The following is a 25,007-nucleotide window of genomic DNA, read 5'->3' as shown; positions in this document are numbered from 1 at the left end:
GGAGGAAAGGAACATGGTAATTCAAAACTCTGAGGTTTCCATGACCTCAAAATCTAGCATCGCTAGTGGAATCAAGCTGTCTGTTCAGACAGAACAAACGCCCGTATTCAATGTGGAAGGTGTAAAGGTATTAGGAGGAGATGAGGATTTTATGTCTTCATTGAGCTATGCCAAATCACCTGAGGGGAATGTTAAGGAGGTGTCCAATACCAATCCACTGATCAATGCTGCCTCAAATCGCACTATAAGGATGCGTGCCATGGAGTATCTTTTTAGGATGCTTGTAATGGGTGGACTCTGGGGCGAAAACTGCGACTTTCAAGACATGTTCGAAGAGGCTATGGGCACAACCTCTAATGATGCTACTGCAGCCATGGACTCAGGCAGCTACACGGGAATGGAGTCATTATTTGTACAAAAAGACACCTTTTCAATTAGCTATTGGGAAAACTCCAGTGTAGAATTCTCATCCACTGGAACAGCAATAACTGCTGACGGTAGGAAGCTAAGCTTTGATTACAGCTTTGCTATGTCAGATTCCTTTATGGAAAAAACTGAATTTACACATACAAGGCTTCGGGCTATAGACCCACTTGTAATCAATTTGGACGATTGTCCAACCTCAATTGCAAATCAGACCTTCTTCTTTGATTTGGATGCGGATGGTCAAGAGGATGAAATTCATAATGTGGCACCAGGCTCAGGATTTTTGGCATTAGATAGGAATGAAGATGGGGTAATCAACGATGGACTAGAGCTGTTTGGGGCCAGAACTGGCGATGGATTTAGAGAGCTAGCTGAACTAGACGAGGATGGCAACGGCTGGATTGATGAGAATGATAGTATTTTCCAGAAGCTTAGAATCATGACTGTCAATGAAAATGGTGAAAGAGAGCTATACGGCCTCAAGGAATCAGACGTAGGAGCAATTTTCCTTGGCAGGATTGATACTAATATGAATCATCATGACGATGATGGAAATACCACTGGCATAGTTAGAAAATCCGGACTGTTTTTACATGAAAAAGATGGCCATGCTGGCGGCGTTCAGCATGTAGACTTTACCTCATAATTTATTTATAATTAAATCCAGTGATATTTAGGTGGGTTTAATTATTATGAAAAAGTTTTGGGGCAAATCAAAAATAAAAGGCAACAGCGCACTTGCAATTTCTGCAGGTGTTGCTGTTGCTTTTATGTTTATAGCGACCATTGTCAGTGTTGTCCTCTACAAAAATAGAATGGAGGAGGCAGCTTCCCTTTTAAAGGAGGCTCAGTACAATCAATACGATTCTTACGTAATTATGATTTCATCAGATGATGAGTCGGATTTTTGGCAGCAGGTTTACAATACTGCCAGAGAATATGGTCAGGAAAATGGCGTATACGTGGATATGATATCTCAGTCGGTGGACGTTGATTATTCTCAGAGTCAGCTGTTTGAAATGGCTATTGCAGCTGGTGCTGACGCTGTATTTCTCGAGGGGGATAATAGCCAGATTTCTACAGAGCAACTGGCAAAAGCTAAAAAAGAAGGAGTAAGCGTAATTACTCTTGAAACAGACGTGGAGCCAGAAAATCGTGTAAGCTACATAGGAGTTAACAGCTACACTATCGCCAATCTTTACGCTTCAGCCATTGTTCCGGACCTTTCAGAAAAAGCAAAAATAATGATAATCGGTGACAACACTGCAAACGCCTACATGAATTCAGGGCTTGTAAATAATTTGCAGGAGGCCATTTCTAGTGCCATGCCAGGCGCCAACATTGAGTATGATATTCGTGTAATCGAGGATACAAATTCATTTGCCACAGAAGAATACATTCAGGATTTATTCATGGAAAATGAAGTGCCTCAATACGTAGTTTGCTTGGATGAGGAAACTACCACAGGCTTTTATCAGTCAATGATTGACTACAACAAGGTAGGTCAGATTAATCTCTACGGAAACTATACGACACCTACAATTCTGACAGGTATTTACCACGGTGTAATAAATAGTACTGTCAACATAGATGCAGAAAGCATGGGCAAAGCCGCCGTAGATGCTTTTATAGAATACCGAGATACAGGCTATGTATCAGACTATATTAACGTTGAATCGCAGATAATTGATGCGTCAAATGTTAATGACTATATCGTAGAAAAATAGCAATTATAATGCTATTATCGTTACAGACGTTTTATTGGGGGAATAGATGTATGGCAAGAATTGAGAAAATCAATATTTCTCTTAGAAAGAAAATGATTTTAGCTTTCTGTATGCCTACCATTTTACTTTTTGTAGTAAATATGATGCTATACACTGGTACATCTAGGATGCTTGGGTCCTTGGATGATGTATTTACCAGCAACAATCTGCTGAACGAACTGACCGATTGTCTTGACAGAGTTCAGATTTCCACAGCTGGATATTTGGACACCAAAACCAGTGATGCACTTGAGCAATACTATATTGATGAGCAGGATTACAACAATCTCATTAATCAGCTAGAGGTTAACAAGGATAATGACAGCGCCAGAGTTATGGAACGAAACATCAAAAAAATGTCGCTGCAATATCTTGAATATACTGGAGATGCTATAGAAAGTAAGCGTGGTGGTAATGTAGAAAAATACAGAAAAAATTATGATGAAGCAACTAGGCTAAAGGGGTATATTTCGGACACAATCGACAGGCTAAATACAATGCAGTTTGCAAACAATTCCCAGTCCTTTGCAGCCATGATGTCAGCTCTTAAAACTCTAGAAGAGTTGAATATGATGACCTTAGTTATTATTGGAATTGCCAATCTGTCCTTCGTTGTATTGATTGCATCCACAATCACAAATCCACTTATCAAGCTATCAAACACTGCCAATAGAGTTTCGCAGGGAGATTTTGATGTTGCCATTCTTCCTATTCGAAGCAATGACGAGGTGGGAGTCGTTACTAAAGCATTCAATAAAATGATTGTTTCTATACGTGAGTACATCGGCAAGCTCACTGAGTCCATGGAGGTTGAGCGCCGTCTAAAAGAAAATGAGCTCATTATGGAAAATCATATTAAGGATGCGGAGCTTAAATATTTGCAGGCTCAGATTAATCCACATTTCTTGTTCAATACATTAAATGCTGGAGCCCAGCTGGCAATGATGGAGGGAGCAGACCAGACCGGCAATTACATGCAGCGTGTGGCTGATTTCTTTAGGTACAATATCAAGAAAAATAAAGATATTGTTACCCTACGAGAAGAAATTGAGCTGGTAGATATTTATCTTTATATTATCAATGTGCGTTTTTCTGGAGAAATATTATTCTCCAAGGAAATAGATGAAGATTTGTTGGATGTTAAAATTCCAAGAATGATTCTTCAGCCAATCGTAGAAAACTGTATCAATTATGGTGTCAGAAATGTGGATTGGGCAAAGAAAATTAAAATATCCGTATATGCGTTAGAGGACTTTGTATGCGTTAGTATCAAGGACAATGGTATTGGTATGGAGGCTGAGACCATTGAAAAGATTTTAGAGGGAAGCTACGAGGGCAATCCTTCCAAAACAGATTCTAATGGTGTAGGTCTCGATAACTGCATAGAACGATTAAATATTTTTTATGAAAGAGATGATGTCTTAGATATTATTTCCGAGGGTAAAAACAAGGGAACAGAGACAATTCTTTATTTATCTAGGACATAGGAGTAAGGGAAGAAGTAATGTACAAAATAATGTTGGCGGACGATGAGGGAATAGTTCTCGACTCGCTAAAATTCATTATCGAAAAAGAATTTGGAAGCACCTGCGAAATTAGAACCGCAAAAACAGGTAGGCAGGTAATCGAGCTTGCGGAGGAATTTCAGCCGGATATTGCTTTTATGGATATTCAAATGCCTGGCATTAACGGTATTGATGCAATGCGAGAAATCAGAAAAAGCAATAGTCATGTTGTGTTTGTAGTAATGACAGCCTATGACAAATTTGACTATGCCAAGGAAGCTATTTCTCTGGGGGTTCTAGACTATCTAAACAAACCAGTTAGCAAGGATGGAATAGTGGCTGTCATCAAAAAGGCCATGAGCCAAATCGATGGGGAGCGAACCAAAAGACGTAATGATTTGCGTGTTAGAGAAAAGCTAGAAACTGTTGTGCCAATCATCGAAAATGGTTTGATTCAGGATCTGCTTTTCAAGGAATATTTCAAAGAGGATATAGATAATTATAAGACTCTGCTTGGAATCGAGTCTGAATATGGCTATATGGCCTGCATGGTTTTTGGTAGGGAGCAGGTTGGAAACTACATGACCAGTGCTGTTGCGGTTTCTATTGCAGCCCAGAAATCCTACAGAGAAATACACACAGTAACAGAGGATTACATCAAGGGAATTATGGGGGCAGTAATGTCCAACAAAATCCCAATTCTTATACCTTGCGAGGGGGATACACTTTCCTATAACGAGAGAAATGCCATAGTGGAAAATGCAAGAGCCCTTTGCAGAAAGCTCTCAGACAGATTTGATATGAACTTTAGAGTAGGCTTTGGTTCTGTAAAGCCTCTAGATAAAATGGCAGAGTCCTATGAGGAGGCCAAATACATTTTGGTTGCTACCACCAGCCATGTGGCTCATGTGGATGACATGCCTGTGCAGGTCCGTTATGAAGAGAACTATCCAATGGACATGGAAAAAAGGCTATTTGATGAGATAGTCCTTGGAAATACCAATGAGGTGGCATCAATAGCAGTGTCATTCTTTGAGTGGATGGAAGAAAACTACTCAAATGATACCGACAGTATCAGGCTGAAATGCTTGGAATTTGTATTGTGGGCAGAGCATTTAGCCTATGAAAATACAAATCGTAAATACGAATTTAAAAGCCGACAGAATTATTTGTCGCAGCTTACCAGCTTTGCAAACCTAGGTGAGGTCAAAATCTGGTTCTTGGAAAAAATGAAGGACGCTGCCTTCTGGGTATCCAACAGACAGGTTGAACAGACAATGAGCGCCATAAACAAGGCGAAGCAATACATTGATAATAACTACATGAAGGAGCTCACATTGGATGATGTATCCCGAATAGTTAATATAAGTTCCTATTATTTTTCAAAAATGTTCAAGGAGGAAACAGGAGAAAACTTCATTGATTATTTAACGAAGCTTCGTATAGAGGCGGCGAAGAAGCTTCTTAAAACTACTAACAAATCAATGAAAGAGATTTCCCTAGAGGTTGGATACTCAGATCCGAATTACTTCTCGCGAAATTTCAAAAAATATACAGGTAAAACACCGACAGATTATGCTAGGGGATAGAGTATTGGGAGGATATAATGAAGAGGTTTTTTAAAAGCATTGCGGGAATGCTTTCTGCCATGGTAATGTTGGCAGGCTGTGGGGATATGTCGCTTAACAATCAGGCGACTGCAAAAAGTGACAATAGTGAGTTGGAAATAGGAATTTGTTTTGATTCCTTTGTAATTGAAAGATGGCAAAAGGATAGAGATGTTTTTATGGATACAGCATCTAATCTTGGAGCCACTGTAAATGTTCAAAATGCCAATGGGGACGTTGATAAGCAAATCGAGCAGATTCAATATTGCATCGACAAAAATGTTGATTGCCTGGTAATAATTCCAATTGATGGAGATGCCCTTACAACTGTTCTTGCCAAGGCCAAAGAAAAAAACATTCCAGTTGTTTGCTACGACAGATTAATCCGTGGAGTAGATGCGGATTTGTACATATCATTCGATAATGAAATGGTAGGTAAAATGCTTGGTGAGGCAATAGCAAACAGCGGAGCAAAAAGTGTTGTCATGATTACAGGGCCACTTACTGACAACAATGTACCGATGGTTACAGACGGCTTTAAAGCAGTCATGGAAGAAAACAATATCGAAATATTAGATGAGTACCATTGTGATGGCTGGAAGGCTGAGCTTGGCGGTTCTTACATATACGAAAATACGGATTTGATAAATCAGGTTGATGCCATAATGTGCGGAAATGATGATGTGGCAACATCGGTAATCAGAGCATTGGCAGTTAATCAATTAGCTGGTGATATTCCGGTGGTTGGCCAGGATGCAGATTTGCCAGCATGCCAGCACATTGTTGAGGGCACACAGCTGATGACTGTTTATAAGCCAGTTGGAAATTTGGCAGAGCAGGCTGCTAGACTTTCAGTAAAGTTAGCGCAGGGAGAGGATATTGAAGTAAGCGATACCATTGATGATGGCACCTCAGAAATCCCTTATGTGGCTGTAGAGCCTATTGCAGTTAATAAGGATAATATCGATGAAATCATCATCGAAGGCGGCTTCCACAGCCACGAGGATGTATATATGAACGTAACTGAATAGCAAAAAATTGTTAAATGAATTTGGGCTAGCACAAAAATGTGCTAGCTCTATTTTTTTATCGCAATCGTTTTCGACAAAAATGTGAAGAAAGTGACAACCATTTTTAGAACACTTAATGGTATCTTCTTTACAGATACAAAAAACACCTAATGAAAGGGAGGTTTTCACGAAGATGAAAAAGAAATTATTAAGTTTACTTTTGACAGGTGCTATGGCAGCTTCAATGTTTGTTGGCTGTGGTACTAGCACAGAGACAACTGATGGCGGAGCTAGCGGCGGGGATGCAGCTCAGACTACAGAGTCAAGTGATGCAGCAGCTTCTACAGGTAAGAAGGTTGGCGTTTCAATGCCTACTAAGGACCTTCAGAGATGGAACCAGGATGGCGCTAACATGCAGGAGAAGTTAGAGGCAGCTGGTTACGAGGTTGAGCTTCAGTATGCATCAAACCAGACAGATACTCAGGTTAACCAGATTGAGACAATGATCAATGATGGATGTGACGTTCTCGTTATCGCAGCTATCGAGTCATCATCACTTGGTACTGTAATGGACAAGGCTAAAGAGAATAACATTCCAGTTATCGCTTATGACCGTCTTATTATGAACTCAGATGCTGTTTCTTACTATGCAACATTTGATAACTTCCAGGTAGGTGTTGTTCAGGGACAGTATATTGTTGATACACTTGGTCTTGATGTAAATGATACATCTAAGACATACACAATGGAAATTACAGCTGGTGACCCAGGTGACAACAATGCTGGTTTCTTCTACAACGGTGCTATGAGCATTCTTCAGGACTACATCGATGCTGGTATCATCGAAGTTAAGTCTGGTCAGGTAGATTTCGAAGATGTTGCTACAGCTTCATGGGCTACAGAGAAGGCTCAGTCACGTATGGATTCTATCCTTTCTAACTACTACTCAGATGGAACAAACCTTGACATCTGCCTCTGCTCAAATGACTCTACAGCACTTGGTGTTGAGAACTCACTTGCAGCTAACTACACAGGTGACTATCCAATCGTAACAGGTCAGGATTGTGATATTGAGAATACAAAGAACATGATCGCTGGAAAGCAGTCTATGTCAGTATTCAAGGATACACGTAAGCTTGCTGAGCAGGTTGTTACTATGGTAGGCCAGATCCTCAACAACGAAAAAGTTGATGTTAACGATGAGGAAACATATGACAACGGTACAGGAATCATTCCTTCATACCTTTGCACACCAGAGTTCGCTGATGCAAACAACTACAAGGAACTCCTTATCGATTCTGGATACTATACAGAGGACCAACTGCAGTAGTTTTTTACTGCAGGCAGTAAAAAACTACTGCCACGAACCGCCTCCGCTGAGCGAAGCGAGGCATACAATAGGCGGTTCTTCCCGTTTTATCTAGGAGAAAGTAATAAAAAACACATAGGGCAGGGCTACCTGCCCTATTTTAAAGAGAATGATTTGAAGAGGATAAATTTTTATCCTAATGTATTAAAAAAGGGAGGTATATCAAGTGGGAAATACAATACTTGAGATGAAAAACATCACAAAAGAGTTCCCAGGAGTTAAAGCCCTTGATAACGTTAATCTTGTGGTAGAGGAAGGTGAAATTCATGCTCTCGTAGGCGAGAATGGTGCTGGTAAATCTACATTGATGAATGTTTTAAGTGGTATTTATCCATATGGCACTTATACAGGCGACATTGTATACAAAGGTGAAGTTTGTAAGTTCCAGAAGATTAAGGACTCAGAGGAAAAGGGAATCGTTATTATCCATCAGGAATTGGCCCTGGTTCCTTTTATGTCAATCGGTGAGAACATGTTTCTTGGAAATGAGCAGGGAAAGAAATCTGCAATCGATTGGAATAAGACATACGCTGAGGCGGACAAATATCTTAGAATGGTTGGACTTTCTGAAAGCAGCCGTGTTCTTATAAAAGATATAGGTGTTGGTAAACAGCAGCTTGTAGAAATTGCAAAGGCTCTTGCAAAGCAGGCAAAGCTTTTAATTCTTGATGAGCCTACATCTTCTCTTAATGAGACTGATTCAAAGGCACTTCTTGATTTACTTCTTGAATTTAAAAAGCAGGGAATGACATCTATTATCATTTCTCATAAGTTAAATGAAGTATCTTATGTAGCAGACAAAATCACAGTTATCCGTGATGGTTCTACAATTGAAACACTTGATAAAACTAAGGATGATATTTCTGAAGATAGAATTATCAAGGGCATGGTTGGTCGTGAGATGACAGACCGTTTCCCAAAGCGTCATGATGTAAAAATCGGTGATGTTGCTATGGAAATCAAGGACTGGACAGTTTACCATCCACAGTTCGAGGAGCGCAAGGTGGTAGACAATGTATCAATGAACGTTCGTAAGGGCGAGGTAGTTGGTATTGCAGGTCTTATGGGTGCTGGTCGTACAGAGCTTGCTATGAGTGTATTTGGTAAGGCATACGGCACAAATATTTCCGGCGAGCTATATCTTAATGGCCAGGAAGTAAAGCTTAAGAACATCAAGGATGCAATCAAGCACAAAATTGCATACGTTACTGAAGATAGAAAGGGTAACGGGCTTGTTCTTACAAACCCTATTCGAGTTAATACAACTCTTGCAAATCTTTCTGAGCTTTGCAACAAAAGAGTTATCGACAAGGACAAAGAATATCAGGTAGCAGAAGAGTACAGAATGAAGCTTAAAACAAAGTGTCCTTCAGTTGACCAGAACGTTGGCAACCTTTCAGGTGGTAACCAGCAGAAGGTTCTTCTTGCTAAATGGATGTTTGCAGATCCTGATGTACTTATTCTTGATGAGCCAACTCGAGGAATTGATGTTGGTGCTAAGTACGAGATTTACTGTATTATCAATGACCTTGTTGCAGCAGGAAAATCAGTTATTATGATTTCTTCTGAGCTTCCAGAGGTACTTGGTATGTCAGATAGAATTTATGTTATGAATGAAGGCAAGATGGTTGGCGAAATGGCAGGAGCTGAGGCTTCTCAGGAAAGCATTATGTCTTGCATTTTGAAGTCATAGAAGGGAGAGAAAACATGGGTTCATCATTTAGTATAGGACAGATAGTTAAAAAGTATTCCATGGTAATCGCTCTCGTGATAATCATCGGAATCTTCACAATAGGAACAGACGGCAATCTTCTTAGACCGCAGAACATCAACAACCTGCTTTCACAGAATGCATACGTATTCGTTCTTGCAACAGGTATGTTAATGTGTATTTTAACAGGTGGTAACATCGATCTTTCTGTTGGTTCAGTTGTCTGCTTCATAGGCTGCGTTGGCGCACTTCTTATGAGCAAGGGCGTTAACATGTGGCTTACAGTAATCATCATGCTTCTCATTGGTGTAGCCATCGGTGTTTGGCAGGCCTTTTGGGTAGCATATATAAAGGTTCCACCTTTCATTGCAACACTTGCTGGTATGTACGCATTTAGAGGTCTCTCAAATGTAGTACTTAATGGTCAGGCAGTAGCCGTAGCAAGTGATACATACCTTAAGGTGTTCGGTGGTGGTGCTGATTGTTACATTCCTGATTTCTTCAAGGTTGAAGGCACTAACCTTACATGTATTTTCATTGGACTTGTAGCTGTTGTTTTATTTATTGTTAATGAGTTCCGTTCAAGAATTTCAGCAAAGAGTAAAGGCTATGAGACAGCTAGCACAGCAGGATTTTTAGCTAAATTAGTTATTATTTCAGCAGTTATCCTTTTCCTTACATATAAGTTGGCTGGTTACAAGGGATTCCCTACAGCACTTATTTGGATCATTATCGTAGTTCTTGCTTATCACTACTTCACAACAAAAACTACAATGGGTCGTTACCTCTACGCAGTAGGTGGTAATGAGAAGGCTACACAGCTTTCTGGTATCAACACAAAGAAGGTTTACTTCTTCGCATATGCGAACATGGGATTCTTAACAGCAGTTGCCAGTGTACTTACAATTGCTCGTTATACAAATGCTCAACCTACTTACGGACAGTTATTCGAAATGGATGCCATTGGTGCTTGCTTTATCGGTGGTGCTTCTGCATACGGTGGAACTGGTTCAGTTTTCGGAGCAATCGTTGGTGCTCTTTTGATGGGTGTTATCAACCAAGGTATGGTAATGATGGGTGTTAACGTAAACTATCAAAGTGTAGTTAAAGGTCTTGTCCTTTTAGTAGCGGTAATCTTTGACGTTGTGTCTAAGAGAGAAAAGAAGTAGGAAGGGAGGAGCAAAAAAGTGAAAGACAAAATTTTAAACGTAGTAAAAAATAACACAATGCTCATTGTACTGGTCCTAGTTGTTCTTTTCTTTCAGATTTCAACAGGCGGCTTTTTAGAAGGTAAAATGCTTCAGCCAAGTCAGTTCAATGCTTTAGTTACACAAAATGCATACGTATATGTTCTTGCAACTGGTATGTTGATGTGTATGTTAACAGGTGGAAACATTGATCTTTCATGTGGTTCATTTGTTTGTTTCGTCGGTGTTATCGGCGCTCAGATAATGGTTGCTATGATGAATGGAGGCGTATCTCCAGTTCTTGCAACTGTTGTAGGTATTCTCGTAATGATCGTTGTTGGTGCAATTTACGGTAGCTTACTTGGCTTCATTATTGCATACGTAAACATTCCACCATGGATTGCAACACTTGCTGGTTTCCTTGCTCTTAGAGGTCTTGGTGTAGCCTTAATCTCTAATTCAAAGTATGGTAATGGTTCTAGTATCAGTAACTTGCCAGCAGAATTCTGCCAGCTCTTCTCAGGAAAGCTCAACGACTTCTTTGGCGGCCCTAGAATCAACGGCATCCAGTACAACATGACAAGTATTGTTATCGCATTAATCGCTTGCGTTATTTTCATCCTTTTGACTCTCAGAGAGCGCAAAATGAGAATCAAGAAGGGGTATGAGGTACAGAGCAAAGCAGCTACAATCACAAAGTTAGTTCTTGTATGCTTCGTAATAATGTTATTTGGCTACAAGTACTCACTTGCAGGTGGTGTCCCTTATGCACTTATCTGGGTTGGAGCAATCGTTCTTATCTACAACTTCATTACTTCTAAGACAGACGTAGGACGTTACTTCTACACAATCGGTGGCAACTCAGAAGCTACTCGTCTTTCAGGTATTGATACAAAGAGAATTATGTTCATTGCATATCTCAACATGGCAGTGCTTACAGTATTCTCTGCATTCTTTACAATGGCTCGTTACACAGCTGCTAACACAACAGCTGGTACAAACTACGAGATGGATGCTATTTCAGCCTGCGTAGTTGGTGGCGTTAGTGCATACGGTGGTTCTGGTACAGTATTCGGAATGATCGTAGGTGCAACCCTCATCGGTGTTATCAACATCGGAATGTTCCTTATGAACATTGATGCCAACTGGCAAAAGGTTGTAAAGGGCGCAGTTCTTCTTGGAGCTGTTGTTTTCGAAATCCTTAACAACAAGAAGAAAGGTACAAAGTAACCTAAAACTGTTTATTTTCTTCATTTAATTCTCTTATTTGGGGTTCGCGAGGGGACGCGGGCCCCTTTTTGTGTAGTCAATCTAAAGTGAGGAATGACGTTTTTCTATGAAGATAGTTAGAATAGTAGTTTGTTAGGGGGAGATGTAATACAGTTGGCAAATTATAATATACATATATTTGATTACGAGGCATAAAAGGGCCCAAAAATGTGCAGTGTGGCATAACTTTTGAACTAAATAAAAAATCCTACGGCTTATATGGAAAATTTTGTTGTAGGCCGTAACAATTCTGGTTAATTTAGGCTGATTGCTGAATCACAGCAAATAAAAAAGCCACACATTGAGCATGGTGCCTAGTATTATTGGTAGAATTAGGCAAAATTCTCCTAGATAATACACACTGGCAACATTTTTTTCGAATCGACTACGGCTATAATTCGATTTTTTGTTTGAGAGCCGTAGGAGAACTTTTTTTGATATAGAAAGAACACTGGGCTACTATGGCAGGACTATTTGGTCTAACCATTGTATTTCTTGTAGCTCTTAAACTTACAGGCTGCTGGGGTAAAAAGAAAACATATAGTTTGTTCCATGACAGAGAGGAAAAGATAGAGTCGGAAAGAAATACTTATTTTTCTGACATGAGCATGAAGAAAAATGTTGTATAAAAGTTTATATTAAAAAATGCGAAAATGTATTGATTAATTGCGCACAATGTAGTATGATTCAATCAATAGGAAATCTTCAGGGCAAGGTGCGAAAGCTTTTTAGTTTTCAATTCCTGACCGGCGGTATAGTCCGCGAGTCCTTTGGGACTGAACTGGTGTGATTCCAGTACCGACAGTATAGTCTGGATGAGAGAAGATAAACTTGATGTTTATTTATTTTGTGTATTTAGGCCCTGGTTTTAACAGGGCCTTTTTTATATTAAAAATTGAAGACTTCCTAAATCTATTAATATAATTTCAAGGGAGGAATCAATAATGGATTCAACAGAAATGACAGGAGTAAGAATGCAGACAAATTCAGGCAAGAGAGTAAACGTAAGAAACATGACAGTGACAGCAATGCTTTCGGCAATTGCATTTGTTCTTATGTTTTTAGACACAGCAGTGCCTCTTATGCCAAATTTCATCAAACTAGATTTATCAGAGCTTCCAGCTTTAATAGCATCATTTGCACTTGGTCCAGTGTATGGCGTGGTAGTTTGTTTGATTAAAAATCTTTTACACCTATTCATGACACAGACAGGTGGTGTAGGAGAATTATCAAATTTCATTTTGGGAGTTGCCTTTGTCCTTCCAGCTGGTCTTATCTATTATAGAAAAAAGACAAAGAAGCGTGCAATTATCGGAGCATTTGTTGGAGCATTGCTTATGGCAGCAGTAAGCTTCCCATCAAACCTTTTCATTGTGTATCCTGTTTACTACAACTTTATGCCAAAGGAAGCTATTATCGCAGCATATCAGGCCCTTGCACCATTTGCAAAGCTTGATTCAATTGCAAAGTGCTTACTAATGTTCAACGTACCATTCACATTTGTAAAGGGATTGCTTTCAGCCGTAATTACAATCTTTATTTATCAGCCACTTAGACCTCTTATCAAAGGAAATAATTAAATTAGAATTTATTACTAGGCTAGCCTCGTTTTGGCTAGCCTAGTTTGTTATGTTATACAAGATTTAATTTTTCTGTTATAATGAACACAACTATGGTTTACGCAAAAGGCATTTGGTGTTATCATAGGAAGGATTTTGTTTTTTAGTTAATTATTATTAATTGATATAGAGGAGTTAGAAATGAGAAAAACAAAGATTATTTGCACAATTGGTCCAGCCAGCATGAACGAGGAGACTCTTACTGCTATGGCAAAGGCTGGTATGAATGTTGCCAGAATGAATTTTTCACATGGCGACCATGAAGAACAGGGCATGAAAATGGATTTGGTTAAAAAGGTTCGCAAGAAGCTTAACCTTCCAATTGCTATTCTTCTTGATACAAAGGGTCCAGAATATCGTATTAAGACATTCAAGGATGGTTCAGTTACAGTTAAAGAAGGAGATACATTTACCTTCACAACTGACGACGTAGAAGGAGATCAGACTAGAGTATCTGTTACTCACAAGAACCTTCACAAGGACCTTTCTGTTGGTGATACTCTTTCAGTTTGCAATGGTATCGTTTTCTTTGAGGTTACAGAGATCAAGGGTCACGATGTTATTACAAAGTGTACTGCAGGCGGTACTATGAGCAACAAAAAGTCAATGTCATTCCCTAACAAGGTTATGTCAGGTCCTTACCTTTCAGAACAGGACAAAAAGGATATCCTTTTCGGTATCGAAAATGATGTTGATTTCATCGCTGCTTCTTTCGTTTCAACAAAGCAGGATATGGTTGAGCTTAGAACATTCCTTGATGAGAACGGTGGAAAGGACATCGTTGTTATCGCTAAAATCGAGAACCAGCCAGGTGTAGACAACGTTAAGGAAATCCTTGAGGTTGCTAATGGTATCATGGTTGCTCGTGGTGACCTTGGTGTTGAGATTCCTTTCGTTAAGCTTCCAGCAGTTCAGAAGGAGCTTATCTCTACAGCTAGAGCACTTGGAAAGAGTGTTGTTACTGCTACAGAGATGCTTGAATCTATGATTACAAATCCACGTCCTACACGTGCTGAGATTTCTGACGTAGCTAACGCTGTTTATGATGGTACTTCAGCTATCATGCTTTCAGGTGAGTCTGCTCAGGGTAAATTCCCAGTTCAGGCTGTTGCAACAATGGCAGAAATCGCTGAGACAACAGAGAACGATATCAACTACGAAGGACGTTTCCATAAGGAAGATATTGGAATCACTTCTACTCCAGATGCTGTTTGCCACTCTACATGTTCTATGGCTATTGATGTTAACGCAAAGGCTATCGTTGCTTGTACAATGTCAGGATACACAGCAAAGCGTGTTAGCCGTTTCCGTTGCCCAGTAGATGTTATCGCTATGACAACAGACAAAAAGGTTTGGAGAAGACTTGCGCTTAGCTGGGGTGTTACACCAGTTCTCGTTGACAAGTTCAAGTCACTTGACGTTATGTTCTACCACGCAGTAAATCGTGTACAGCAGATGCTTGATTTACAGAAGGGCGATATGGTAGTTCTTACAGGTGGCCCAATCGACGGATCAGTAGGAAATACAAATACAATCAAGGTTGAGACTATTTCGTAATATATAATAATGTTTGAAAGATATTAACTAAACGTTTAAGTTGATAGAAAATTATGATAATTCACAGACAATTCACAATTTTTACACCACTTGAACAAGAAAATTAGTTAATATAAACTCATCTCGAGAGAGATACAATTTTTTCATAACATTATTCTCCCTTTTGAAAGAGACGCTCCGCTGGCGTCTCTTTCGTACGTTTAGTCTCGCGTTTTTTCCCTAATTATGTTAAAGTATCTGATGTGGGCAGTGTTAGTTATGCCTAATATCAAAAATATGGAGGATTATTATGTTACCAGAACAGACAATTGAATTTAGATATGATACACAGCTTCTCATTGAAGGTGAGAATCTTGATGAGGATGCAATTAATGACTATATCATCGAGCATTTTGTGGGTGATTCACTTCTTGCAGTAGGAGATGAAGAGCTTATCAAAATCCACTATCACACAAACGAGCCATGGAAGATATTAGAGTATTGCCGTTCACTCGGTGAAATCTACGATATCGTAGTTGAAGATATGGACAGACAAGCTAGAGGACTACAGGGATAGGAGGCTTTTTCTGGAAGAAAAAGTCTCCCACGACGCAGCCATGCAAATCGCCGAAGGCGATTTGCATGGCTGCGTCTTCCCGAAAGGAATTATATGAACAATAGTTTTGTACTACGAGGCGGCATAGCCTTTTCTGAATCTGAAAACAGCATAGTTACTTATTATCGAGGCTACCTAGTTTGCGTCGATGGCATTTGCAAGGGTGCGTTTACTGAGCTCCCAGACGAATACAAGAGCTTACAGCTCTATGATTATGGCGAGCGCCTGATTATCCCAGGCATGACAGATTTGCATGTTCATGCACCACAGTACACCTTTAGAGGAATCGGTATGGATGAAGAGCTGCTAGAATGGCTCAACACCTACACATTCCCAGAGGAGGCCAAATACGCAGATTTAGATTATGCCTTGAAAGCATACGAGTATTTTGCAGAGGATTTGCGCCGCTGCTTTACAACTAGAGCGGTAGTGTTTGGCACTCTACATAATGAAGCAACAATCAAATTGATGGATTTGCTTGAGGATACAGGTGTTATCACCTACGTTGGCAAAGTCAATATGGATAGAAACGGTGGCGAGCACTTGCAGGAAAAGGACGCCAAAGCTTCTATAGAAGCTACATTACAGTGGCTCAATGCTATCCAGGGCAAATACAAAAACACTATGCCAATTTTGACTCCTAGATTTATCCCTAGCTGCTCAGACGAGCTTATGAAGGAACTAGGCCGCTTGTCGGCAGAGAGAGACCTTAGAATTCAGTCTCATCTTTCAGAGAATCTTTCTGAAATTGCTTGGGTAAATGAACTTGTTCCAGAGTCTACTTGCTATGCCAATGCCTATGAGATGTTTGACACTATGGGTACTCCAGAGCGTCCTACAATCATGGCTCACTGCGTTCACTCTGACGAGCGTGAGATGGCCATTCTTAAAAAGCATGGTGCGTATATAGCACATTGTGCTGATTCAAATATGAACCTTACCTCAGGAATTGCCCCTATCAAGAAATTCCTTGATGCTGGTATAAATGTTGGTCTTGGAACTGACGTGGCAGCTGGATCTTCTATGAATATGTTAAAGACCATGCTGATTACACTTCAGGCTTCCAAAATGTACTATCGATTAGTGGATTCGAATGTAAAGCCACTTACATTCGAAGAAGTATTCTACATGGCCACAGTTGGCGGTGGAAAATACTTTGGCAAGGTTGGCTCATTCAAAGAAGGATACGAGTTTGACGCCGTTGTAATCGACGACAGCAAAATGTACTCAATGCGCGATATGTCAATACGTGAACGTATCGAGAGAATGTGCTATAACGATGCTGATGCCATCATCAAAGATAAATTTGTTAGAGGCAAAAAAGTATATAGTTAGATTAAGTTAAAAAGAATTGAAAAAACTGTTAAATAAAAGTGTCCAGCATTGACTGGACACTTTTTTAGGTTTATGGTGAGAACATACGGATTGATAATATGTGGCGGAGTTTGTCAAATCATTTCTTTATACATATTATTCAATTTGTATCTTATATTTTTGTGCGAAAAGTATAAAATATTTTTCATGAGCAAAAAAGAATAGGAGGTGTTTTCTTGACTTTAGCGGAAAAGCTTGTAGAAGAGCTAAATTGCGAGGAGGTCTTCACGCTCCACATTGGAGGACTCGATATTCCTGTGATGGAATCTGTCGTTGTTACGTGGATTGTAATGGCTGTGCTAATTCTCTTAGCTATATTTTTGACTAGAGGATTAAAGACACAAAACATCAGTAAAAGGCAGGCATTCGCCGAGCTTATTTACGAAAAACTAAATGCCATTGTTGGAGCCACATTGGGCGAAGAAGGTAAGGCCTACACAGGTTATCTTGTTACCGTTCTTTTGTATATTGGTTTATCTAACATTATTGGTTTATTTGGTTTCAAATCACCAACAAAAGATGTTAACGTCACTGCAGCATTAGCCCTCATGAGTATCATTCTCGTTGAGGCAGCAGGTGTTTATCATCTAGGTGTTAGAAAATGGCTTCACAAATTTGTTGAGCCAGTACCAATCGTTACACCATTCAACATTCTTGATGTATTCACAAGACCATTATCATTGTGCATGCGTCTTTTTGGTAATGTACTAGGTGCATTCGTAATCATGGAACTTTTAAAAATCGTAGTTCCACCAGTAATTCCAGCCGTATTTTCACTATATTTTGATTTATTCGATGGATTACTACAGGCTTACGTATTCGTATTCTTAACTTCTTTATATATAAAGGAAGCGATAGAATAACGTAATAAATGTGAGAAAATATTTTTAGGTTTTTAATTATTGAGATGAGCTGAGTACTATACCTACAGAAGAGCTTGTAGGTATCAAGCTCTAAGTGTTTCCGCAGGAGACGTGTTAGTCGACGGAGGAAATATCTTAGGCTTGAGACCGTAACAAGCGGATGTAGATTATGACTCAGCGGACTTAGGAGGAAAAATTTATGAACACTTTAATTGCAGTTGGAGCAGGTATTGCAGTAGTTACAGGTCTTGGTGCAGGTATCGGTATCGGTATCGCTACAGGTAAGGCTTGCGAGGGTATCGCACGTCAGCCAGAGGCAGAGTCAAAGATTCAGAAGAACCTTATTTTAGGTTGTGCCCTTGCAGAGGCAACAGCTATTTACGGTTTCGTTATCGCTCTTATGATTATGTTCGTATTATAATATGCGTTTGATAATTAGATTAAAGGATAGGTATAAGATATGATTAACATTTCATTTTGGAGTATTCTGTGGACAGTAGTCAATCTTCTTATCCTTGTTGTAGCATTTAGAATTTTCTTCTTCAAACCAATTGCAAACATCATTGCAAAGCGCCAGGAAGAAGCAAACGAGGTATACGCTAGAGCTACAGATAAGGAAAACGAAGCTAATGACCTTGCTGCTCAGTATGAGAAGAAGGTTGCAGAGGCTGAGTCAGAGAAGAAGCAGATTATTGCAGAGGCAAGAAAGAGCGCTGATGGTCAGTATCAGAAGATTGTAGCTGATGCTAAGGACGATGCAAAGAGCATCCATGATGCAGCTGTTGCAGAGGCAAACCATGAGAAAGAGCAGATTATTGCCAGTGCAAAGAAGGAAATTGCAGATATCGTAGTTGAAGCAACTACAAAGGTTGTTGGTAGCAAGACAGGAGCTGATGTTGATAGCAGACTGTTTGATGAATTCTTAGGTAAAGCAGGTGAATAAAAGTGACAGAGAAATCTTTAAATTATGCCCGTGACCTACATAGCATTGAAAATGCCGAGGCACATTTGCAGTCTGCCGCTTCTATACTAGAGGCTGTACCTGCAATTGGTGAGGAATTAGCTGATCCTACAGTTGCAATTGCTAAAAAGCACCTTGTAATTGACAGCATTTTCCCACATGATGTCCGTAATTTCTTCAAGCTATTATGTGATAACGGTGATTTTGAATTATTTAATGATATTAGAACTGCATATATTGAATCACTTAAGACCGTAGGCGAAAAAGTTGAAACAGCAAAGCTTCGCTATGTTACTGCGCCTTCAGATGAGCAGTTAGCAGGTATTAAGAGATTTTTAGCTAAGGAATGTGGCAATGATGACATTGCTATTGACTTAGTGCAGGATGCTTCATTAAAGAGTGGTTTCATTCTTTCAGTGGGCACAAAGGAATATGATTGGAGCGAGCAGGGACGTATTGAGCAGTTCGCTACCAAAATTAATCAGGCAGTTGGTGTTTCAGCTGTTGATGAGAGCATTCTCTCAATTCTCAAAACTAACGTTGAGGATTTCAACCTTCAGGCTCAGGAAAAGGAAGTTGGAATCGTTAGTTGGGTAGGTGACGGTATTGCCAATGTTGATGGTATTGACCATGCATTCTACGGCGAAATCGTTATCTTTGATTGTGGTGTCAAGGGTATGGTACAGGATGTACGTCGTGACGAAATCGGCGTTATCTTATTTGGCCGTGACACAGAAATCAGAGAAGGTTCAAAGGTTGTTCGTACTGGTAAGATGGCAGGTCTTCCAGTAGGTAACGGATTCCTTGGACGTATTGTTGACGCTCTTGGTTCTCCACTTGATGGAAACGGAGAAATTAAAGCTGACGGCTTTAGACCAGTTGAGTGCCCAGCTCCTAGTATCGTAGACAGACAGTCAGTTAGTCAGCCTATGGAGACCGGTATTCTTTCAATTGACTCTATGTTCCCAATTGGTAGAGGACAGCGTGAACTTATTATCGGTGATAGACAGACTGGTAAGACTTCTATTGCAACAGATACAATCATCAACCAGAAGGGTAAGGATGTTATCTGTGTATACGTTGCAATCGGTCAGAAGGCATCTACTATTGCCAAACTTGTTAACACATTAAGAGAAAATGGTGCAATGGATTATACAATTATTGTCAGTGCTACAGCATCTGATCCAGCACCACTTCAGTATATCGCACCATATTCTGGTACAGCACTTGCTGAGTACTTCATGTATTCAGGCAAAGACGTGCTTATCGTTTATGATGATTTGTCAAAACATGCAGTTGCTTATAGAGCAATTTCACTTTTGCTTGAGCGTTCACCTGGACGTGAAGCATACCCTGGTGATGTTTTCTATTTGCACTCAAGATTATTGGAGCGTTCTGCAAGAATCACAGCCGAAGCAGGCGGCGGTTCAATCACAGCACTTCCAATTATTGAGACTCAGGCAGGTGACCTTTCAGCTTACATTCCTACAAATGTTATTTCTATTACTGATGGTCAGATTTTCCTTGAGTCAGAGCTTTTCAACGCAGGTCAGAGACCAGCCGTAAACGTAGGTCTTTCTGTATCCCGTGTTGGTGGTGCCGCACAGACAAAGGCTATGAAAAAAGCTGCAGGATCAATTCGTATTGACTTGGCACAGTATCGTGAAATGGAAGTCTTTACACAGTTCTCATCAGACCTTGATGATGCAACAAAGATGCAGTTAGCTCATGGTCGTGCCCTTATGGAATTATTAAAGCAGCCACTTAGTAGACCATTCTCAATGGCAGAGCAGGTAATAATTCTTGTTGCAGCCAATGCTCATATTTTCAGTGATGTTGAGATTTCAAAGCTTAAGAAGTTCAGAGCTGATATGCTTGAATATTTCAAGGCAGAGCACAGCGCTATTATTAGTCAGCTGGAGGCTTCAAAGGATTTGACAGAAGATATTAAGACTTCAATCGTTGATGCAGCACAGGAGTTCAAAAAGAATCAGGAGTAAACCATGGCAAGTACAAAGGAAATCCTAAATAGAATAAATAGTATTCAGGATACAATGAAGATTACCAGAGCCATGTACATGATGTCTTCCATGAAGCTTCGTAAAGCTAAATCAAAGCTGGAAGAAACATTGCCATTCTTTGAGGGAACTCAAAAAGGAATTGCAGAAAATCTTGTTAGAATGCCTAACATTCGCCACATTTACTTTGATAACCGTGTGGAGGATGATCAGGAGACAATTAAGAGACGTGGATTCGTTGTATTTACAGGTGACAAAGGAATGGCTGGTGCTTACAACCACAATGCCATCAAATTTGCCCTTCAGCGAATTGGCGGTATGTCAAAGGAAGAATACAAGCTATTTGTTGTTGGTGAAACAGGAAGAGCCTTCTTCCTAAACAACGGATACAATGTAGACGAGAATTTTAGATTTTCTTCAAACAATCCTTCAATGCATAGAGCTCGTGTTATTTCCGAGTATCTTATCGATTTATATAACAGAGAAGAGCTTGATAGAATCGATATTATCTATACAAAGATGCTCAACTCCGTTACAGAGGAGACCTGTGTAGAGCGTTTGCTTCCTCTTAAAACTCACAAGTTTATCAAGGAGCAGGTTCAACAGGTTGAATCAGATACAGAGGGAACCAGTAAGGTAGCTACTGAGATGAAGGAAGGTACAAAGCACGTTCACTCAATCAATAGCTACGAGCTTGAAGCTTTCAAAGAAGGCGGCGATTCTTGGTATCCATTCTATCCATCACTTTCATCAGTTTTGGAGCACTTGGTTCACAATCACTTTACAGCTTTCATTTATGGAGCATTGGTAGAGTGTTCAGCCAGTGAGGAAAATGCCAGAATGATGGCCATGCAGTCTGCAACAGATAATGCAGAAGCTATTCTTCGAGAGTTATCTATTGAATACAATAGAGTGCGTCAGGCACAGATTACACAGGAAATCACTGAGGTAATCGGTGGTGCTAAGGCACTAAAAAAGAAAAAGCTAAAAGGTAAGAGAGGTTAAACATGTCAGAGTTAAAAGGAAAAATCGTCCAGGTTTCAGGACCTGTTGTCGATGTAGAATTTAAAGATAATGACCTACCTGCCATTAGAGATGCCCTATACGTTATGGTAGGGGATGAAAAAAGAGTAATGGAGGTCTCTCAGCACATTGGTTTAGGCGTGGTTAGATGTATCATGCTTGCACCTTCTGAGGGACTATGTAGAGATATGGAAGTTACTGCTACAGGCAGCGGTATATCAGTACCAGTTGGCGAGCAGACACTTGGTAGACTTTTCAATGTATTAGGTGACACACTTGATAACGGTGAAAAGCTTGATAATGGAGAGCATTGGTGCATCCATAGAGAGCCACCTACATTCGAAGATCAAAGCCCAGTTGTTGAGATGCTTGAGACAGGTATCAAGGTTATCGACTTACTTGCTCCTTATGCTAAGGGTGGTAAGGTCGGACTTTTCGGTGGTGCCGGTGTAGGTAAGACAGTTCTTATTCAGGAGCTTATCCACAATATCGCTACAGAGAGTGGTGGTTACTCAATCTTTACTGGTGTAGGAGAGCGTTCTCGTGAAGGTAATGACCTTTGGACAGAGATGGGCGAGTCAGGAGTTCTTGACAAGACAGCCTTAGTGTTCGGTCAGATGAACGAGCCACCAGGAGCTCGTATGCGAGTTGCTGAGACAGGACTTACAATGGCTGAGTATTTCCGTGATGTTAAGCATCAGGATGTGCTTTTGTTCATTGATAATATTTTCCGTTTCGTACAGGCAGGCTCAGAGGTTTCAGCCCTCCTTGGTCGTATGCCATCAGCCGTAGGTTACCAGCCTACACTTGCTAATGACTTAGGTGAGCTTCAGGAGAGAATCGCTTCTACAAAGAACGGTTCTATCACATCAGTTCAGGCCGTTTACGTTCCTGCTGATGATTTAACTGACCCAGCTCCTGCTACAACATTCTCACACTTGGATGCTACAACAGTTCTTTCTCGTAAGATCGTTGAGATGGGTATTTATCCAGCTGTTGATCCACTTGAGTCTACATCACGTATTCTTGAGCCAGACGTACTTGGCGAGGAGCACTACAATGTAGCTCGTGGCGTTCAGGAAATTTTGCAGAAGTACAAGGAGTTACAGGATATTATCGCAATCCTTGGTATGGAAGAGCTTTCTGACGAGGATAAACTTACAGTATATCGTGCACGTAAGGTACAGCGTTTCCTTTCACAGCCATTCTCAGTTGCTGAGAACTTCACAGGCGTTAAGGGACAGTTCGTATCTGTAAAAGACACTGTTAGAGGATTCAAGGCAATCCTTAATGGTGAGATGGATGATTATCCTGAAGCAGCATTCTTCAATGTTGGTACAATAGAGGATGTCAAGAAAAAGGCTGCAGAACTTGTAAAGGAGTAGCATATGGCATCATTATTTAATCTTAAAATAATCGCTTGCGATGGCGTATTTTATGATGGGGACTGCGAAATAATCATTATTCCTAGTCCTGATGGCGAAGCTGCTATCATGAATCATCACGAGATGATGACTGGCGTAGTTTCTGTCGGTGAAATACGATTTAAAACAGGCGATGGAAATTGGCGCAGAGCCGTTGTATCAGATGGACTCATTTCCGTTTACAAGGACGGATCTGTTAAGATGATTGCATATTCTTGCGAGCGTCCAGAGGACATCGATACATTCCGTGCTCAGGAAGCCCTAGAGCGTGCCCAAGAGCAGCTACAGCAGAAGCAATCAATGATTGAGTACCAGATTTCTACTGCTAATATGGCCCGCGCAATGGCTCGACTCAAGGGTGCCACACCTAAATAGAGGTATTAGAGGAACATCTAGTTACGCTAACAAGCCTTAGTATCACTCTACTCGACTAAAACGTCTCGTAGAGTAATACTAAGAGCTAGTTAGCTACTAGATGTTCTTTTTTTTGTTGCTCAGAGGTGTGATTACTCGAGTCATACGTCTCGTGGAGTAATACTAAGAGTTAGTTGGCTACTAGATGTTTTTTTTATGTTTATAAGGGTGTGGAAACTTGAGTGGTACGGGCTAGATGTTTTTTTTATTCTCATGTATAATCTCCCTTGAGTATTTACAGATGGAGGACTTGAAATGAAAGCTTATTTTGCAGGTGGATGTTTTTGGTGTGTGACACCTATTTATAAAGTATATGGTGTGGATAGCGTTGTGTGTGGTTACTCTGGTGGTGATGAAGTAAATCCTACATATGAGGATGTTAAGGCCCAGAAGACTGGCCACCGTGAAACTATTGAATTGGACTATGATCCAGCTAATGTTGGTTATGACATGCTTGTGGACATCTATTTAGCTAATGTTGATCCATTTGATGGAGAAGGCCAGTTTATTGACAAGGGATTCTCCTACACATTAGCTATCTATTATCAGAGTGAAGAAGAGCTTTCTATTGCCAAAGCAAAGATAGCTGAATTGGAAGCTCAGTCAGGTAAAAAAGCGCAGATTGCATTGGAGCCATTTAAGTTTTTTTACAAGGCAGAAGAGGAGCACCAGGACTATTATCTGAAGAACCCGGAGGCCTTTGAAAAGGAAATGAAAGAAAGCGGTCGAGTTAAGTAAATTTCTTTTATAAAATGTAAAAAACGGTATCGATTATCCTTGCATACAGGCGGTGTATATGATATATTGGATAAGTCGATGAGCCGACAAACGCAATAGTTTTCTTTCATAGGAAAGAAAGCTATTGCCAGAATTGCCTTTTTGCGAAGCAATCTTCAATGGCAATTCTTCAGATTTTTTATGCGGGTGTGGCGGAATTGGCAGACGCGCTAGATTTAGGTTCTAGTGGGCGACCGTGCAGGTTCAAGTCCTGTCACCCGCATTTTGGTTATTTCAATTATTTCACTTCTATCGTTTCGATAGATAATTCCCTTTTTATCTTTTTTTATATAATTTTTTGTATTAGTATTTTCTTTTTTTACAGACAGGAGAATATTTTTTTCTGACATCGTTTATTACTAAATAAAAATATGGTTTTACCACTGCGAAACAAGAAAACAGGCAACCGTAGTGGTAAAGAAAAAATGAATTACCACTGCAAAGTAGGAAAATAGGCAACCGCAGTGGTAAAGAAAAAATGAATTACCACTGCAAAGTAGGAAAACAGGCAACCGCAGTGGTAAAGAAAAAA

General features: G+C 40.1%; 22 protein-coding genes, 1 tRNA gene and 1 riboswitch. All 23 genes read left to right on the top strand.

The features are described 5' to 3' along the window. The coding region (locus E7276_RS13485; protein ID WP_294218635.1) for a hypothetical protein at positions 1–1,072 on the top strand (1,072 nt) is incomplete at its 5' end. A 46-nt stretch (positions 1,073–1,118) separates the two neighbouring features. Then, a complete protein-coding gene (locus tag E7276_RS13480; protein WP_294218632.1) occupies positions 1,119–2,153 on the top strand; it encodes a sugar ABC transporter substrate-binding protein in 1,035 nt (344 codons plus the stop codon). 50 nt (positions 2,154–2,203) lie between these two features. Further along, positions 2,204–3,679, top strand: coding sequence for a sensor histidine kinase (locus E7276_RS13475; protein WP_294218629.1), 1,476 nt, complete (start codon positions 2,204–2,206; stop codon positions 3,677–3,679). 17 nt (positions 3,680–3,696) lie between these two features. Continuing rightward, positions 3,697–5,286: a response regulator gene (locus tag E7276_RS13470; RefSeq protein ID WP_294218626.1), complete on the top strand. Its 1,590-nt coding sequence runs from the start codon at positions 3,697–3,699 to the stop codon at positions 5,284–5,286. A 17-nt stretch (positions 5,287–5,303) separates the two neighbouring features. Further along, positions 5,304–6,335: a sugar ABC transporter substrate-binding protein gene (locus E7276_RS13465; protein ID WP_294218623.1), complete on the top strand. Its 1,032-nt coding sequence runs from the start codon at positions 5,304–5,306 to the stop codon at positions 6,333–6,335. Between the two features lie 172 nt (positions 6,336–6,507). Then, positions 6,508–7,644 carry a substrate-binding domain-containing protein gene (locus E7276_RS13460; protein ID WP_294218621.1) on the top strand — a complete coding sequence of 379 codons (1,137 nt, stop codon included), beginning with the start codon at positions 6,508–6,510 and terminating at the stop codon, positions 7,642–7,644. A 226-nt stretch (positions 7,645–7,870) separates the two neighbouring features. Then, positions 7,871–9,376 carry a multiple monosaccharide ABC transporter ATP-binding protein gene (gene mmsA, locus E7276_RS13455; RefSeq protein ID WP_442960452.1) on the top strand — a complete coding sequence of 502 codons (1,506 nt, stop codon included), beginning with the start codon at positions 7,871–7,873 and terminating at the stop codon, positions 9,374–9,376. A 14-nt stretch (positions 9,377–9,390) separates the two neighbouring features. Continuing rightward, complete coding sequence (gene mmsB / locus E7276_RS13450; RefSeq protein ID WP_294218616.1) at positions 9,391–10,563, top strand: multiple monosaccharide ABC transporter permease; 1,173 nt, start codon at positions 9,391–9,393, stop codon at positions 10,561–10,563. Positions 10,564–10,581: 18 nt separating this feature from the next. Then, on the top strand, positions 10,582–11,811 hold the full coding sequence (locus E7276_RS13445) for an ABC transporter permease subunit (RefSeq protein ID WP_294218614.1): 1,230 nt from the start codon (positions 10,582–10,584) through the stop codon (positions 11,809–11,811). 500 nt (positions 11,812–12,311) lie between these two features. Beyond that, positions 12,312–12,479, top strand: coding sequence for a hypothetical protein (locus E7276_RS13440; protein WP_294218611.1), 168 nt, complete (start codon positions 12,312–12,314; stop codon positions 12,477–12,479). Positions 12,480–12,547: 68 nt separating this feature from the next. After that, positions 12,548–12,681, top strand: a riboswitch (FMN riboswitch). Between the two features lie 113 nt (positions 12,682–12,794). Beyond that, the gene (locus E7276_RS13435; RefSeq protein WP_294218609.1) at positions 12,795–13,430 is read left to right on the top strand and encodes an ECF transporter S component; all 636 of its coding nucleotides are present in this window, start codon (positions 12,795–12,797) and stop codon (positions 13,428–13,430) included. A 180-nt stretch (positions 13,431–13,610) separates the two neighbouring features. Then, positions 13,611–15,026 (top strand): pyruvate kinase, encoded by a 1,416-nt coding sequence (gene pyk / locus E7276_RS13430; protein WP_294218607.1) that lies wholly within the window; start codon positions 13,611–13,613, stop codon positions 15,024–15,026. Between the two features lie 289 nt (positions 15,027–15,315). After that, positions 15,316–15,582, top strand: coding sequence for a kinase to dihydroxyacetone kinase (locus E7276_RS13425; protein ID WP_294218605.1), 267 nt, complete (start codon positions 15,316–15,318; stop codon positions 15,580–15,582). Positions 15,583–15,675: 93 nt separating this feature from the next. After that, complete coding sequence (locus E7276_RS13420; RefSeq protein WP_294218603.1) at positions 15,676–16,956, top strand: amidohydrolase family protein; 1,281 nt, start codon at positions 15,676–15,678, stop codon at positions 16,954–16,956. Between the two features lie 215 nt (positions 16,957–17,171). Then, the gene (locus tag E7276_RS13415) at positions 17,172–17,858 is read left to right on the top strand and encodes a F0F1 ATP synthase subunit A (protein WP_294218601.1); all 687 of its coding nucleotides are present in this window, start codon (positions 17,172–17,174) and stop codon (positions 17,856–17,858) included. A 199-nt stretch (positions 17,859–18,057) separates the two neighbouring features. Next, positions 18,058–18,279: an ATP synthase F0 subunit C gene (gene atpE, locus E7276_RS13410; protein WP_015548814.1), complete on the top strand. Its 222-nt coding sequence runs from the start codon at positions 18,058–18,060 to the stop codon at positions 18,277–18,279. Between the two features lie 39 nt (positions 18,280–18,318). Then, positions 18,319–18,801, top strand: a complete 483-nt coding sequence (atpF, locus tag E7276_RS13405; protein ID WP_294218592.1) for a F0F1 ATP synthase subunit B — start codon at positions 18,319–18,321, stop codon at positions 18,799–18,801. A 2-nt stretch (positions 18,802–18,803) separates the two neighbouring features. After that, positions 18,804–20,819 carry a F0F1 ATP synthase subunit alpha gene (gene atpA, locus E7276_RS13400; protein ID WP_294218590.1) on the top strand — a complete coding sequence of 672 codons (2,016 nt, stop codon included), beginning with the start codon at positions 18,804–18,806 and terminating at the stop codon, positions 20,817–20,819. Positions 20,820–20,822: 3 nt separating this feature from the next. After that, entirely contained in the window at positions 20,823–21,842 is a 1,020-nt protein-coding gene (atpG, locus tag E7276_RS13395; RefSeq protein WP_294218588.1) for an ATP synthase F1 subunit gamma, read from the top strand. A gap of 2 nt (positions 21,843–21,844) precedes the next feature. Next, a complete protein-coding gene (gene atpD, locus E7276_RS13390; RefSeq protein ID WP_294218586.1) occupies positions 21,845–23,245 on the top strand; it encodes a F0F1 ATP synthase subunit beta in 1,401 nt (466 codons plus the stop codon). 3 nt (positions 23,246–23,248) lie between these two features. Beyond that, on the top strand, positions 23,249–23,659 hold the full coding sequence (gene atpC / locus E7276_RS13385; RefSeq protein WP_294218584.1) for an ATP synthase F1 subunit epsilon: 411 nt from the start codon (positions 23,249–23,251) through the stop codon (positions 23,657–23,659). A 294-nt stretch (positions 23,660–23,953) separates the two neighbouring features. Beyond that, a complete protein-coding gene (gene msrA, locus E7276_RS13380; protein ID WP_294218582.1) occupies positions 23,954–24,436 on the top strand; it encodes a peptide-methionine (S)-S-oxide reductase MsrA in 483 nt (160 codons plus the stop codon). A 182-nt stretch (positions 24,437–24,618) separates the two neighbouring features. Beyond that, positions 24,619–24,698, top strand: a tRNA-Leu gene (locus E7276_RS13375). The last annotated feature ends 309 nt before the right edge of the window (positions 24,699–25,007 follow it).

Origin of the sequence: Pseudobutyrivibrio sp. (assembly GCF_015057185.1) — a bacterium.
GTDB lineage: Bacteria > Bacillota > Clostridia > Lachnospirales > Lachnospiraceae > Pseudobutyrivibrio.
Note: the sequence above shows the minus strand (reverse complement) of the source record. Positions and strands in the feature narration are given on the sequence as shown.

Coding starts and splice junctions, on each gene's coding strand:
- E7276_RS13435 (WP_294218609.1), top strand. CDS start 12,795: ATGGATTCAACAGAAATGACAGGAGTAAGAATGCAGACAAATTCAGGC.
- atpD (WP_294218586.1), top strand. CDS start 21,845: ATGTCAGAGTTAAAAGGAAAAATCGTCCAGGTTTCAGGACCTGTTGTC.
- mmsB (WP_294218616.1), top strand. CDS start 9,391: ATGGGTTCATCATTTAGTATAGGACAGATAGTTAAAAAGTATTCCATG.
- msrA (WP_294218582.1), top strand. CDS start 23,954: ATGAAAGCTTATTTTGCAGGTGGATGTTTTTGGTGTGTGACACCTATT.
- E7276_RS13460 (WP_294218621.1), top strand. CDS start 6,508: ATGAAAAAGAAATTATTAAGTTTACTTTTGACAGGTGCTATGGCAGCT.
- E7276_RS13440 (WP_294218611.1), top strand. CDS start 12,312: ATGGCAGGACTATTTGGTCTAACCATTGTATTTCTTGTAGCTCTTAAA.
- E7276_RS13425 (WP_294218605.1), top strand. CDS start 15,316: ATGTTACCAGAACAGACAATTGAATTTAGATATGATACACAGCTTCTC.
- E7276_RS13420 (WP_294218603.1), top strand. CDS start 15,676: ATGAACAATAGTTTTGTACTACGAGGCGGCATAGCCTTTTCTGAATCT.
- E7276_RS13475 (WP_294218629.1), top strand. CDS start 2,204: ATGGCAAGAATTGAGAAAATCAATATTTCTCTTAGAAAGAAAATGATT.
- atpG (WP_294218588.1), top strand. CDS start 20,823: ATGGCAAGTACAAAGGAAATCCTAAATAGAATAAATAGTATTCAGGAT.
- E7276_RS13480 (WP_294218632.1), top strand. CDS start 1,119: ATGAAAAAGTTTTGGGGCAAATCAAAAATAAAAGGCAACAGCGCACTT.
- atpE (WP_015548814.1), top strand. CDS start 18,058: ATGAACACTTTAATTGCAGTTGGAGCAGGTATTGCAGTAGTTACAGGT.
- atpF (WP_294218592.1), top strand. CDS start 18,319: ATGATTAACATTTCATTTTGGAGTATTCTGTGGACAGTAGTCAATCTT.
- E7276_RS13470 (WP_294218626.1), top strand. CDS start 3,697: ATGTACAAAATAATGTTGGCGGACGATGAGGGAATAGTTCTCGACTCG.
- mmsA (WP_442960452.1), top strand. CDS start 7,871: ATGAAAAACATCACAAAAGAGTTCCCAGGAGTTAAAGCCCTTGATAAC.
- atpC (WP_294218584.1), top strand. CDS start 23,249: ATGGCATCATTATTTAATCTTAAAATAATCGCTTGCGATGGCGTATTT.
- E7276_RS13465 (WP_294218623.1), top strand. CDS start 5,304: ATGAAGAGGTTTTTTAAAAGCATTGCGGGAATGCTTTCTGCCATGGTA.
- pyk (WP_294218607.1), top strand. CDS start 13,611: ATGAGAAAAACAAAGATTATTTGCACAATTGGTCCAGCCAGCATGAAC.